Source organism: Streptomyces sp. NPDC001828 (assembly GCF_042892175.1).
GTDB lineage: Bacteria > Actinomycetota > Actinomycetes > Streptomycetales > Streptomycetaceae > Streptomyces.
The window spans coordinates 995499-1008346 of sequence record NZ_JBIATV010000001.1 but is presented as its reverse complement, the minus strand read 5'-3'; the positions used below and the strand labels follow the sequence as shown (position 1 = coordinate 1008346).

Annotated in this window: 12 protein-coding genes; 8 read left to right on the top strand and 4 right to left on the bottom strand. The window is 69.6% G+C overall.

Going from position 1 to position 12848, the window contains the following annotated elements; translation table 11 throughout:
* Positions 1–236: 236 nt before the first annotated feature.
* The 8 genes from ACFYZA_RS04680 to metF all read left to right on the top strand — a co-directional run bounded on the left by ACFYZA_RS04680 (position 237) and on the right by metF (position 7914).
* On the top strand, positions 237–368 hold the full coding sequence (locus ACFYZA_RS04680) for a hypothetical protein (protein WP_382587998.1): 132 nt from the start codon (positions 237–239) through the stop codon (positions 366–368).
* 343 nt (positions 369–711) lie between these two features.
* Complete coding sequence (locus ACFYZA_RS04675) at positions 712–1698, top strand: class I SAM-dependent methyltransferase (protein ID WP_382587996.1); 987 nt, start codon at positions 712–714, stop codon at positions 1696–1698.
* A gap of 130 nt (positions 1699–1828) precedes the next feature.
* Positions 1829–2827: a PLP-dependent cysteine synthase family protein gene (locus ACFYZA_RS04670; RefSeq protein ID WP_382587994.1), complete on the top strand. Its 999-nt coding sequence runs from the start codon at positions 1829–1831 to the stop codon at positions 2825–2827.
* Positions 2827–3819, top strand: a complete 993-nt coding sequence (locus ACFYZA_RS04665) for a DMT family transporter (RefSeq protein WP_388487163.1) — start codon at positions 2827–2829, stop codon at positions 3817–3819. Before ACFYZA_RS04670 ends, ACFYZA_RS04665 begins: the two co-directional genes overlap by 1 nt.
* A 67-nt stretch (positions 3820–3886) precedes the next feature.
* Entirely contained in the window at positions 3887–4534 is a 648-nt protein-coding gene (locus ACFYZA_RS04660; RefSeq protein ID WP_388487161.1) for a class I SAM-dependent DNA methyltransferase, read from the top strand.
* 102 nt (positions 4535–4636) lie between these two features.
* A complete protein-coding gene (metK, locus tag ACFYZA_RS04655; protein ID WP_388487160.1) occupies positions 4637–5863 on the top strand; it encodes a methionine adenosyltransferase in 1227 nt (408 codons plus the stop codon).
* Between the two features lie 141 nt (positions 5864–6004).
* Entirely contained in the window at positions 6005–6988 is a 984-nt protein-coding gene (locus ACFYZA_RS04650; RefSeq protein WP_382587986.1) for a carbohydrate kinase family protein, read from the top strand.
* Positions 6985–7914: a methylenetetrahydrofolate reductase [NAD(P)H] gene (gene metF / locus ACFYZA_RS04645; protein ID WP_388487159.1), complete on the top strand. Its 930-nt coding sequence runs from the start codon at positions 6985–6987 to the stop codon at positions 7912–7914. Before ACFYZA_RS04650 ends, metF begins: the two co-directional genes overlap by 4 nt.
* A gap of 4 nt (positions 7915–7918) precedes the next feature.
* Here metF and ACFYZA_RS04640 read toward each other — a convergent pair whose 3' ends face one another.
* The 4 genes from ACFYZA_RS04640 to ACFYZA_RS04625 all read right to left on the bottom strand — a co-directional run bounded on the left by ACFYZA_RS04640 (position 7919) and on the right by ACFYZA_RS04625 (position 12822).
* Complete coding sequence (locus ACFYZA_RS04640) at positions 7919–9541, bottom strand: phospholipase D-like domain-containing protein (protein WP_388487158.1); 1623 nt, start codon at positions 9539–9541, stop codon at positions 7919–7921.
* 184 nt (positions 9542–9725) lie between these two features.
* Positions 9726–9896, bottom strand: coding sequence for a hypothetical protein (locus tag ACFYZA_RS04635; RefSeq protein WP_382587981.1), 171 nt, complete (start codon positions 9894–9896; stop codon positions 9726–9728).
* Positions 9897–9979: 83 nt separating this feature from the next.
* Positions 9980–11374 carry an AMP-binding protein gene (locus tag ACFYZA_RS04630; RefSeq protein WP_388487155.1) on the bottom strand — a complete coding sequence of 465 codons (1395 nt, stop codon included), beginning with the start codon at positions 11372–11374 and terminating at the stop codon, positions 9980–9982.
* 230 nt (positions 11375–11604) lie between these two features.
* Positions 11605–12822, bottom strand: a complete 1218-nt coding sequence (locus ACFYZA_RS04625; protein WP_388487153.1) for an erythromycin esterase family protein — start codon at positions 12820–12822, stop codon at positions 11605–11607.
* Between the last annotated feature and the right edge of the window lie 26 nt (positions 12823–12848).

Below are 12848 nucleotides of genomic sequence, written 5' to 3'. Positions count from 1 at the left end.
CGGGTCTCGCCTCGCACGCACGCGCCCGCCTCGACGACATGGCGAAATCCCAACTAGGCCCTGTGCAGGGCGAGTTGACGCCCCAGCGGTCACCTTGCCCGGCACGGGGAGCGCCACGCGTGATCTCCTTCGGCCGGAGACGTCGAGGTATACCAACCGGTATAGCTACATGCTAGGGAGTTGATCATTTTGGTGTCAACGGCGCGCTGCCCGGCTGGCCGAAATGCTTGTTCCGCTTGCGACTTGGCGACCTCGCCTGCTACTCGAAGGCCTCGCCGGAGCCGCAGGTCGCGCGCCTCCGGCGCCCGGGCGCCGGCCTCGCCCGCGACGCCGCGGTGAGCGAAGGGCCCGCCGCGATGGCCGTATAGCGCCGCGCACACCCACTCGATCTGACACACCATCGACTGACAGCCACACCAAGGGAGTTGGGCACGCACGGCTCATCAGCACTGTTGCCGTTGCCACCCGAGAGACAACAGGGCAACCCTGTACAGCTTTCCGAGAGCTGGACGATAGTGAAGTCACTTCCACCGCAGGGATGCCGAGGGGCACGGTTCCTCATGGCCGTCCTCGTGAACGGGAGTAATCCAGCTGCTGCTCGCCCCTCCGAGGCAGTCCACTCCGTTCGCCCGTCGGATCTCCGTCCGGCCCTGGGCGCGCTCCGGACACTCACGTTGAAGCAGCGCTGTCGCCACGTCGAAGGAGGCCGAGATGGGTACGGAAATCGACTCTGCGGAACTGGTGGTGTCCCCCGGCGCATTCTTTGAAATCGGGGAGACGGATCGGATCAGGTCGTCCATAGGGCTGAAGCTCTCGGACCGCTCCTACCTGCCGAAGGCGAACGAGCCACGCGCCGACTGGGTCGCGAGTGTGGCCGTGCCGGCGTTCAAGACCCTTGCCAGGATGGGCGTCCTGGCGCCGCGGTTCTGCACGATCGGCACGGGAGCGGGCCTGGACGCGCTGGCCGCCGTGGAGATCTTGCGAGCAGGGACCGTTGGCTTCACCGACCTTCACGAAGATGTTCTCGCCCACGCACGGGAAAACATCCAGAACAACCTTCTGGCTCAGGACGTCCAGCTGATCGGGGGCGCCGGCGACCTCCTCGCTCCCCTGGTCGGCAAGGTGTCGCAGGTCGACGTCGTCTACGAGAACCTGCCCAACATCCCGATGGCGGCGAGCGGTGATCTCTCGCAGGGCCAGACCAGTTCGACCTTCATTACCGAACGCGACGAGGAGATTCCGGGCTTCGCCGAGAAGAACCTGGTCACGCTGCACTATCTGGCCCTGCAGCAGGCGCATCCCCTGCTGAGGGTCGGCGGCCGCGTGCTGTCGTCGATCGGCGCCCGTGTTCCGCTCTCCGAAATCCTGGCCCTCTCCGGGGCCGCCGGATACAACGGCAGCATCCTGACCTATACGTGGAAGGTGCAGTCCGAGCCGCACGAGGTGGTCGGCGGCTACGCCCAGTGGGAACGCGAGGGCCTGGGGCCGTTCCACTTCTACCCGGTGAAGGTTCTGGAGGACGCCTTCCGGGGCGTCTCCCCGGCCGCCGCGGGTGCGCAGGCGCTGCGGCTGGAGCAGGAGCTGGCACCGTTCGAGATCTCCGCGGTGGATGCCCTGGCCCTGGTGGAGAGGGGCGTGAAGGTCGGTCACACGGTCGCGGTTCTCAGCTCCGTAAAGATTCCGGACTCCGCTCTCTGAGCCTGCTTCACCGCATTTCCGGCGCGTCGGCACAGGCACGGCGAGGCTCCCGGGCGGCGCCCCCGCAACACGCCGCCCGGTGCCCGCCGGTCTCCCGCGACGCCGTCGACGGACCGCAAGAGGAGTCAGGATGAATATCCAGTCGACCATCGGCAAGACACCCCTCGTCGAACTGAAGACCTTTGATGTTCCGGCCGACGTTCGGATATTCGCGAAGGTCGAGTTCATGAATCCGGGGGGCAGCGTCAAGGACCGCATCGTCAGTTACATCATCGACGATGCCGAGCGCCGCGGTCTGCTCACGCCGGGCGCGACCATCGTGGAGAACACCTCGGGAAACACGGGCGCGGCCATCGCGATGATCGCGGCGACCCGCGGCTACCGGGCGGTCCTGACGATGCCGGACAAGGTGAGCGAGGAGAAACAGAACGCCCTGCGCGCGATGGGGGCCGAGGTGATCGTCTGCCCCACATCGGCCCCACCGGGTTCGGCCGAGCACTACGTGACGCGCGCCAGGCGGCTGCACGCCGGGACGCCGGGCTCGTTCATGCTCGACCAGTACGACAACCCCCTCAACGCGCTGGCCCACTTCCTCTCGACCGGGCCCGAGATCTGGGACGCCCTCGGGCCGCGGCTGACGGCGTTCGTCGCGTCGGGCAGCACCGGAGGCACGATCTCCGGGACGGCTCGCTTCCTGAAGCAGCGGAACCCGTCCGTGCGGTCCGTCCTGCTCGATCCGGTCGGCTCGATCTACCACCGCTACTTCCACGAGGGTGTGGTCGATCCCTCGCAGATCTCGCCGTACTTCGTGGAAGGCGCCGGCGAGGACCATCTGGCGAAGTGCATGGACTTCTCGGTCGTCGACGACGTCATCCAGTTCACCGACGCCGACGCGTTCGCCACCTGTCGGCACCTGGCGCGGCGCGAGGGCCTCATCTGCGGCGGCACCTCGGGCGCGAACGTGTGGGGCGCGGTCCGCGTGGCCCGGTCGTTGACGGGGCCGGCGACGGTGGTCACCGTTCTGCCGGACAGCGGGAACAAGTACATCTCGAAGATCTACAACCCGGATTGGCTGCGGCAGAACGGCTTCGATTCGGGAGAGATCCGCGCACTGGAGCCGACTGTCTAATGGGAAGCACCCGGAACAATGTGATCGCCGCGCTGACGGCCGCTCTCCTGTGGGCCTTCGCCTTCGTCGCCCCCGCCGCCGTCAAACCGGCCAGCGAACTGCTCCTGGTCACCGGCAGGTACTCCCTGTTCGGCCTCTGCGGTCTCTATGTGCTGATCCGGGGCCGACGGCAGCTGGGACTCATGCCGATACGGCGGGTCCTCTTCGGCCTGTACATCGGCTTCGTGGGCTATTTCGTCTTCTACATCTGCGTCTCCTACTCCGCGACCATGGACAGCGGATTCATCACCGCGGTCATCGTGGGGTCCTCGCCGATCACCATCGCCGTGGCCGGCAACTTCGCGGAGAAGCGCATGTCGTGGCGCGAGCTCATCGGGCCGGTCGTCCTGATCCTCGCCGGCCTCAGCCTCCTGAGCGTCACGGAGTTCGTCCAGGGGAAGGGCAAGGGCGGCGACCACGACTCGCTGTTCGCGATACTGCTCGCCCTCGGGGCGATGCTGACCTGGTCCTACTTCGTGGTCCGCAACGCCCAGTCGCAGCGCACCTGGGAGCGCAAGCCCGACCCCACGATCTGGGCGGCCCTGGTGGCCATGGGCGCGGGTGGCGCTTCGATGGTGCTGCTGCCCTTCGCCATCGCCTCCACACCGCCGGAGACCTTCGACCCCTATCCGCTCTTCAAGATCATCGCGTGGTGCGTGTTCCTCGGCGTCATCGCGTCCTGGTGGGGCACCTACATCTGGGTGAAGGCGGCGCAGGGCATTCCCGTGCCGTTGGTCGGGCCGCTGCTCGCCACCGAGACGATCTTCGGCGCGATTCTGAGTCTGCCGGTGGAGCACCGCATGCCCACCTGGACCGAGGTCGGCGGCGCCCTGTTCGTACTCGCCGGAATCGGCGTCTACATGGTGTTCGACGTCAGGAATTCACGAACCAGGGCGGGTGAGGCCGACGGTTCGGAGAAGACGGACGCTTCGGACGTGCCCGTGGTGATGTGACGCCGCACCCGACGGGTTCGAAGGCCGGCCGGCCAACAGACCGATTCATCGACAGAGAGGGAATTCCATGAGCAAGTCCTTCACCAACATCGCGCAGTCCCACGTCTTCTTCGACGACTCCCCCGGGCTCAAGACCTACTACGAGGACTGGGCGCCCCGGTACGACGTGGATCTGGCGGACCAGAAGTGGGTGGCACCGCGCGTGGCGGCCAACTTCGTACATCTGCTCGCCTCGGCCTACGGCTCGCCGGAGTCGACCATATTCGACGCCGGATGCGGAACCGGCCTCGTCGGCGCCTTCCTGAGCAAGCTGGGCGACTACGTGATCGACGGCGTGGACCTGTCGGAGAACATGGCCGCCGAGGCCGCGCGGACCAAGGCGTACCGGAAGGTCTACGGCGGCGTGGACCTCTCGGCGCCGACGCGGGACGAGCGGCTCGACCAGTACGACATCGTGGTCAGCAGCGGGGTGTTCACCCTCGGCCATGTGCGGCCGACGGCGCTGCTCACGCTGATCGAATACGCCCGGCCCAACGGGCTGATCCTGGTGTCCACGCGCGGCAGCTACGCGACCGAGACGGGCTTCGAGGAGTTCGCCCGCTCCCCCGAGGTCGCCGGCCGCGCGGCCCTGCGGTTCAAGCTGGAAGACGCCAACTACATCGCGGAGGAGGGCGCCGACTACTGGGTGTTCCGCAAGGCCGGGACGCGGTCGTAGCAGGGGCCCGGCAACACCGATCCGGCGACGACGAAGCGGCCGCGGTGTCCTGCGGTGACACCGCCCGCTGCCCGTGCCCATCCACCACTGTCCTGGAGTGTCATGTCCCGCAGCCTGTTCACCTCGGAGTCCGTGACCGAGGGGCATCCCGACAAGATCGCCGACCAGCTCAGCGACACCGTCCTCGACGCACTGCTGCGCCACGACCCGGCCTCGCGCGTCGCGGTCGAAACCCTGATCACCACCGGTCAGGTGCACATAGCCGGTGAAGTGACGACCTCGGCCTACGTCGACATCGCCACGCTCGTGCGTCAGAAGATCCTCGACATCGGCTACGACTCCTCGGCCAAGGGCTTCGACGGCGCCTCCTGCGGGGTGTCGGTGTCCATCGGCGCCCAGTCCCCGGACATCGCGCAGGGGGTCGACACCGCGTACGAGACACGGCACCAGGGCATCGCGGCGGTGGGCGGAGCCGATGACCTGGACCGGCAGGGCGCGGGCGACCAGGGGCTGATGTTCGGCTACGCGACGACCGAGACGCCGAACCTGATGCCGCTGCCCATCGAACTGGCCCACCGTCTGTCGCGACGGCTGACGGACGTCCGCAAGGACGGCACCGTCCCCTATCTGCGGCCCGACGGCAAGACACAGGTCACCATCGAGTACCTCGGCGGTCAGCCGGTCCGCCTCGACACCGTCGTCGTCTCCTCGCAGCACACGGCCGACATCGACCTCGGCAGCCTGCTCACGCCCGACATCCGGGTGCACGTCGTCGAGCACGTCCTTGGTCAACTCTCCGACGACGGAATCAAGTTGGACACCGAGGGCTACCGTCTGCTGGTCAATCCCACGGGACGGTTCGAGATCGGCGGCCCGATGGGCGACGCCGGGCTCACCGGCCGGAAGATCATCATCGACACGTACGGCGGCTACGCGCGGCACGGCGGGGGCGCGTTCTCCGGCAAGGACCCCTCCAAGGTGGACCGCTCGGCCGCGTACGCGATGCGCTGGGTCGCCAAGAACATCGTCGCGGCCGGCCTGGCCGAGCGCTGCGAGGTGCAGGTGGCGTACGCCATCGGGAAGGCCGAACCGGTGGGCCTGTTCGTGGAGACCTTCGGCACCCACACCGTCGCCGTCGAGAAGATCGAGGCCGCCATCCCCGAGGTCTTCGACCTGCGTCCGGCGGCCATCATCCGCGACCTGGACCTGCTGCGCCCGATCTACGCCCAGACCGCGGCCTACGGGCACTTCGGCCGCGAGCTGCCGGACTTCACCTGGGAGCGCACCGATCGCGCCGCTGCCCTGCGCAAGGCCGTGGCCACGGTCTGACGGTACGGCGCCGGGGCATCCCCCGGCGCGCACGTCGGCGGTGTGCGGCCTCCCGGACCGCACACCGCTCCCCCGGCCCCGGCGGCCTCGGCCGCGGCCGCTCCCCCGCCACCCCGGACCGAGATCCAAGGAGTGCTGTCCATGCGTACCGTCGTGACCGGATCGATTGCGACCGACCACCTGATGGTGTTCCCCGGACGCTTCGCCGAGCAGCTACTCAAGGAGCAGCTGGAACGGGTCTCGCTGTCGTTCCTCGCCGACCGCCTGGAGGTGCGCCGGGGCGGGGTCGGCGCCAACATCGCCTTCGGGCTCGGTCTGCTGGGCCTCGGTCCCGTTCTGGTGGGCGCGGCCGGCGTGGACTTCGCCGAATACGGCGCCTGGCTGCGGGCCAACGGCGTCGACACCGCCGAAGTCCGGGTCAGCGAGCGTCTGCACACGGCGCGCTTCGTGTGCACAACCGACCAGGACCAGAACCAGATCGCCACCTTCTACGCCGGCGCCATGGCCGAGGCCTCCCGCATCGACCTGGCCTCGGTCACCGCCCGCACCGGCACCCCCGGGCTCGTCCTGGTCGGCGCCGACGACCCCGCCGCCATGCTGCGACACACCGACACCGCACACCGTCTCGGCATACCCGTCGCGGCCGACCCCTCCCAGCAGCTGGCCCGCCTCGACCGCGACCAGGCCCGCCAACTTGTGGACCGGGCACGGTGGTTGTTCACCAACGAGTACGAGGCGGCCCTGCTGCTCGAACGCACCGGATGGACCGAGCCACAGCTGCTCGACCGGGTGGGCACCTGGGTGACCACCCTGGGCGACGCCGGTGTGTCGCTGACCCGGGCGGGTGCCGCCGCGCTGCGGATCCCGGCCGTGCCGACGGACGAGATCGCCGACCCCACGGGGGCGGGCGACGGATTCCGCTCCGGGTTCCTGGCGGGCATGGCATGGGGCCGGCCTCCTGAGCAGGCCGCCCGGCTCGGCTGCGCCCTGGCCACCACGGTCCTCGAGTCGGTCGGCACCCAGGAGTACAAGCTCAACTCGTCCGACCTGATCGCCCGCATCGAGGGGACGTACGGCCACGAAGCGGCCCGCGCTCTCGAACCGCAGCTCGCCCGCGTGTCATGACGGCGCCGCAACCCTGGCACCCCGTCACTCAACCGGGCCTCGTACGGCGGGAGTTGGGGGCCGCCTCGAAGCCGACGTTCTCGTTCGAATTCTTCCCGCCCAAGACCGCACAGGGCGAGCAGACGCTGTGGCAGGCCATTCGGCGCATCGAGCCACTCGCCCCCGATTTCGTGTCGGTGACCTATGGCGCCGGGGGCTCCTCTCGGGACCGTACGGTGGCCGTCACCCGTCGGATCGCCGCGGAGACGACCCTTCGCCCGGTCGCCCATCTGACCGCCGTCGGCCACTCGGTCGCCGAGCTGCGGCACATCATCGGCCAGTACGCCGACGCCGGGATCCGGGACGTACTCGTCCTGCGCGGCGACCCTCCCGGTGACCCGAACGGCCCCTGGGTACCGCATCCGGACGGCTTCACCCACGCCTGCGAACTGGTCGAACTGGTCCGCTCCCTGGGCGAGTTCAGCATTGGCGTGGCCGCCTTCCCGGAGATGCACCCGCGCTCGGCGGACTGGGCACAGGACATCCGGCACTTCGTCGCGAAGTGCCGGGCGGGCGCGGACTACGCCATCACGCAGATGTTCTTCCACGTCGACGACTACCTGCGGCTGCGGGACCGGGTGACGGCCGCCGGCTGCGCCGTGCCGATCATCCCGGAGATCATGCCCGCCACCGATGTGCGCCAGATCCGCCGCTTCGCGCGACTGTCCGGGGCGGCCTTCCCCGAGGATCTGGCACACCGCCTGGAAGCGGCCCGGGACCGGCCCGACGAGGCGTACGCCATCGGCGTCGAGCACGCCACCGCCATGGCGGGGCGGCTCCTGGCCGAGGGGGCGCCCGGGTTGCACTACATCACCCTCAACAGGTCGACGGCTGCCCTCGACATCCACCGCGAGGTCCTGCTCGCCCTGGGCGCCCGCGTTGCCTGACGGGTCAGCCCTGGCAGATTCCGCGCTCGTAGTCGACGGTCGCGGCGTCCCGGGAGAACTGCCATTGCGGGGCGAGGAGTTGAGCGTCGAGCTGCTGCGCGGCCGCGGGGCTCTCCACCACGTACCCGAAGTCCTGGAGCCAGGCGGGGTAGAGGTTCTTCGACCCGATGTAGAACGCCGAGCCGTCCACGGAGATCAGCTTGTGGTGCTGCGCGTAGGGGTGGCCGTCCGCCCACTTCGGGCTCGTCGAGCTGCGCGACGTCGCCAGCTGGAGGTTCGAGCACATCGCGGTGCGTGCCGACGCCCGGTCGCCGGTGCGCAGGGCGAGCCGGTCGCGGAGGGTGTCGCTGATCTCGGCGAGCGACTTGATCTGCGAGTAACCGCCGCTGCCGACGGCGCCGCGGTTGGCGGGGTCGCTCACGACGATGCGGACCTTGACCCCGGCGGCCATCTTGGCGGCGAGGGCGTCGTACACGCGGATGTCGTACCTCGGCAGCGGCGGGCAGGTCGCGTTGAGGTCCTGCTGGGAGATCTCGATGTGCCGGCCGGCGCTGGAGATGAGGGCTCGCAGGGCACTCTCCTCCGGGTTCACCGTGTCGTAGTCGCGATCGGCGTTGGTGTTGTCGTGCAGGCCGACGACGCACTTCGTGTCCGGCGCGGTGGGCAGTGTGGGCCGGAACCGCGAGGTCGGATCGTCGCGCTGGATGCCGACGCCGAGCCCTCCGACGGCGATCACCGGCACGCCGCCCCGGGGAGCCCCGGCGGAGGCGACCGGTGCCAGGGTCGGCATGCAGCCGGCCCCGTTGGAGGACGCGAACCACACGCTGGCGATGTTGCTCTTGTTCTGGCAGGTCCAGGACCACAGCTCGTTCAGGTACTTGCCCGCCGAGGCGGCGGCCGGACCGGTCAGGGCCAGGTCCACGTCGTTGACCGGGTGGGCGGTGTCGAGGTAGTCGTCCTTCCAGTCGTTGATGCCGCCGGTGATCACGGAGGTGCCGTCGACCACGAGCAGCTTGGAGTGGTTCCAGGAGAAGGCGGTCTTTGACGTCGTCATCGAGGCGACGTTGAGGGTGACGCCGGCGGCGTCCTTGCCGAGCCTGTCGACGAGTTCGTCGCGGTACTTCGACGGCACGACGTTGAGGTGATAGATCGGTGCGGCGCCCACGAGGATGCGCACCTTGAGCCGGTGGCCGGACGCGACGGAGGCCTTGAGCCCGCTCACCACGGCGTCCTGGAACGCACCGTTGGGAAACGGGGCCAGGGTGGATATGTCGACGGTTCCGGTCGCCCGCGCGATGTTCTCCGTCATCTTGGCGAGGAGCCGTCGGGTTCCGGGCCGGTCGGCGCAGCTCGCGTCACCCCAGCAGCCCGGCGTCTGCAGCAGCCAGTCGCCCCCACCGGCCGCCGAGGCGTCGAGGGTGTTGCCCTCGGTGCGCTCCCAGACGCGCCCTTCGAGGCCCGGGGACACTTGACGGAGCGTCTGCTCGATGGCGTCCAGGTGCGGGGTCGCCGTGGTGGCCCCCGTATCCGCCGATGCGGGGGCCACGGGCAGCAGGACGGCCACCAGGGCCGGGACAGCGGTGCGGAGGACGAAAGCGGACGATCGCTTTCGCGGATGGCGAGCCAATTCGGATTCCTTGTTCGCGGGTACCCGGCCGCCACTCCCGGCGGCCAGCAAGATCAACTCGCGGAAGCTATCAGCTCATGCCGGGAGTGAGTATCCGAGACCACACGATCCGGCCACCAACCGGCCCTTCTCCGGCACATCACCGCTCCCCGGAGGAATCCCGTCGGCCTGCCCGGTCACCGCACTAGCCGGCGTGACGGTGACTGCCGTACTGGCGCGGAACGGCGGGCAGACGCCTGCGGGCGAAGCGGCCACGGGGAGAGGGGTTGCGGCGCGCGGGCGCCTTGGGGGCGAGGGCGAGCACCGCGAGGGGTGCGAGAACCGCGACGAGGATGAGCACCGTAACGAGAATCATGTCCTTGCCTTCCGTCGGGTACTGACGGCCTATCACTACGTCGGGTAACCGAAATCCCGCTTCGCAAACACGGTCGGTATTCCCTACGGATCCAGACGGGCGACCCGGTGGCCGGTCAGCACCACATTGCCGTCCGGCGTACGCCGGGCGAGGACGCCGCTGCGGAAGTAGCCGTCGGGGGTGAAGGCGCGGGCGTTCCGGTCGGGCGCGCGGTAGTGGCCGCGCACCGTGCAGGGCCCGCGTGCGAGGAGTTCACCGGGCTCGCCGTCGGGCACGTCCTTGCCGTCGGTGCCGACGATGCGGATCTCGTCGTCGGGCGAGAGCGGGCGGCCGTGGGTGGTGAGGACCGTCTCGTCCGGATCGTCGGGCCGGGTGAGGACGAGCAGCCCCTCGGGCAGCCCGAAGACCGGCTGCAGGACACAGCCCAACTCGGCGCCCAGCCGTTCGGCGGTCTCCCGGGGCAGGGCCTCGCCGCAGATCTGCACGAGGCGCAGCGCGCTCAAGTCGGCCTGGGTGGTGGCGAGTTCGAGAACGTCGCGCAGAGACTCGGGCGGGAGCGAGGTGACGGTGACCCGCTCCCGCTCGACGGCCGAGAGCCATGCGGCGGGTTCCCGGTTCGCGAGGCCATCGAGGTGCTCGCCCGTATCGGCGTCGTCGACGCCGTCGACCAGCACCACGGTGCCGCCGACGGAGAGGGTGCCGACGATGCCCGGGCTGCCGAAGGCGAAGTCGGACTCGACGGGCAGTGCGGCGAGGTACACGTCGTGGTCGGTGAGGGCCACCAACTCGGCTGCGGCCCGCGCTTGGTAGGCGTAGTCGTTGTGGGTACGGGGCACGAGCCGCGGCATCTCGCCGCCGCCCCCGGACAGCGCGAAGAACGCCACCTCGTCGGCGCTCAGTACGAGCGCTGGGCCCGGCGGGGAGTCGAGGGCGCCGAGCGGTGAGTACTGGCAGCCGGACGGGTCGGTCGTGAGACCGCCGTACGGAGACGAGGTGCCGGGTTCCTCGTAAGTGAACACCCTGCGCAGGAAGGGCCATTGGGACGCGATGTCGGCGGCCATCGCGGTGTGGTCGAAGCCCTGGTGTGCCGCGGGGCCGACGTAACCGACCGCCTGGGTCACCCGGACGACGTGCGGCACCTCGGGCACGCCGTAGGAGAGCGGGCAGAACACGGGGACCACTCCGGCGCGCATCAGCGCGAACACGGTAATGACGAACTCCGGCACGTTGGGCAGCTGGACGACCACCCGCTGCCCGGGCCGCAGGCCCCGCTGCCGGAACGCGGCGGACATGCGGTCCACGCGCCGGTTCAGGTTCGCGTAGGTGAGACGGGTGTCGCCGTGCACGAGAGCGGTCCGCGGCCCGTACTCAAGGGCCCAGTCGCGCAGCAGATTGTCCAGCGTGTTGCCGCGCCAGTGCCCTGCCGCCCAGTAGCGGTCGACGAATCCCTCGGGCCAGGGCACGCAACCCTTGAGCACGTCCGCCCCCTTCGACACGGCGGAGAAAGGCATCTCCGCTCAGGCCCCGCAATCCAACCCCTCAGCACCCCTGCGCTCAATGCGCTTTCCCGACCACGAGCCCCGGACTCGCTCGGCAGAAGGTCCAACGAGACCCGCTGACCAGGGCGAACAGTCGAGCCTCGGAACGAATGCCCCGGTCCGAAGGAGGACTCGTGCCTCGTCGCGGCCGCACCCGCGCCCAGGCCGGGTCAGCGGTGAACCTGCGGGACATCCTTGACGAAGACGACTCCGTCGCTCGCGGCCAGGTGTGCCGGGTCCAGGGAGGCATAGCCGTAATACGGGGAGACCCGTGTGACCGGGGCCGCGTCTGCGAAGGCGGTGGCCAGGCGGGGTGCGTCGACGAGGTGCCGCTCCCCGGGGAACGCGTACAGGAGGCCTTCCACCGTGTCCGCCGGCGGCGCGTCCACGCCGTGGTGACGCAGGGTGCCCAGGGCCGTGGCCAGGAAGGCGTACTCCTTCCCCAGGCGCGCGCTGACCAGCGCGCCGGCGCTCCACCACTCCACCGGCAGGCCGCTCATCCACATCGTGCTCCGGTTCCGCTGGAGATGGCCGTTGTGGGCGTGGACCAGCGTCGGGCCTCGTTCGGCGAGGGCGAGCAGGTTGTCGGCCATCATCCGGTCCCGCAGGCTCACCAGCCACGTCATGCGGTTCGGCGAGGGGTCGGCCATCCAGAAGTGGTAGCGGAGCAGGCCCGTGGCGGTGCGCGCGTACAGGCGCCCCCGGTCCAGGCCGTCCGACGACGTCGCGGTCGTCAGATGCGGTGTGTGGGAATCGAGCAGCGCCGCGAGGTCGTCCGCGAGCAGCCGCAGCTCTCTGGCCTCGGCGGACCGTCCGATGGATCGAGCCGGGTCGAACATCGCGGCGGGGTTGGTCCACCGGTCGTCGTCGCCGAGCAGGTCGTCGAGTGTCTGCTGGGTGCAGGGAAGCGGATCCGTGCCCAGGTGGGTGGACAGATAGCCGTGGAGCGCGGTGAGGACTCCTCGGGGGCAGGCGGCGGCCGCCATCTCCAGCGGGCCGTCGAACCCGGCGAAGCGGAGCCGTTCGGACGCGGGCCGGCCTTCGTTGTGGGCGCGCATCCACCGCACGAGCTCCCGGTTGGCCGGGGAGGCGCCGAGCCCGATGTCCGGGTGGCTGAACCCGCGCTCCATCACGTCGTCGAGGGTGCCTTCGCCCGTGGTGACGTAGTCGTCCACGACCAGACACATCAGGCAGTCGCTCTCGATCGCGATGGTCCGGTAGCCCTCCTCCTCGACGAGCCGGCGGAAGAGTTCGTTGCGGAGGTCGAGCAGGGTGTCCTCGCCGTGGGTGGGCTCGCCCAGGGCGAGCAGCCGGGGCCGGGCCGGGAGCAGGTTCATGACGGCCGCGGCTTCGACGGCGTGGACACAGTCCTTGATGTCGGTTGCCATGGCTTCAACGGTATCTTTGAACCCTC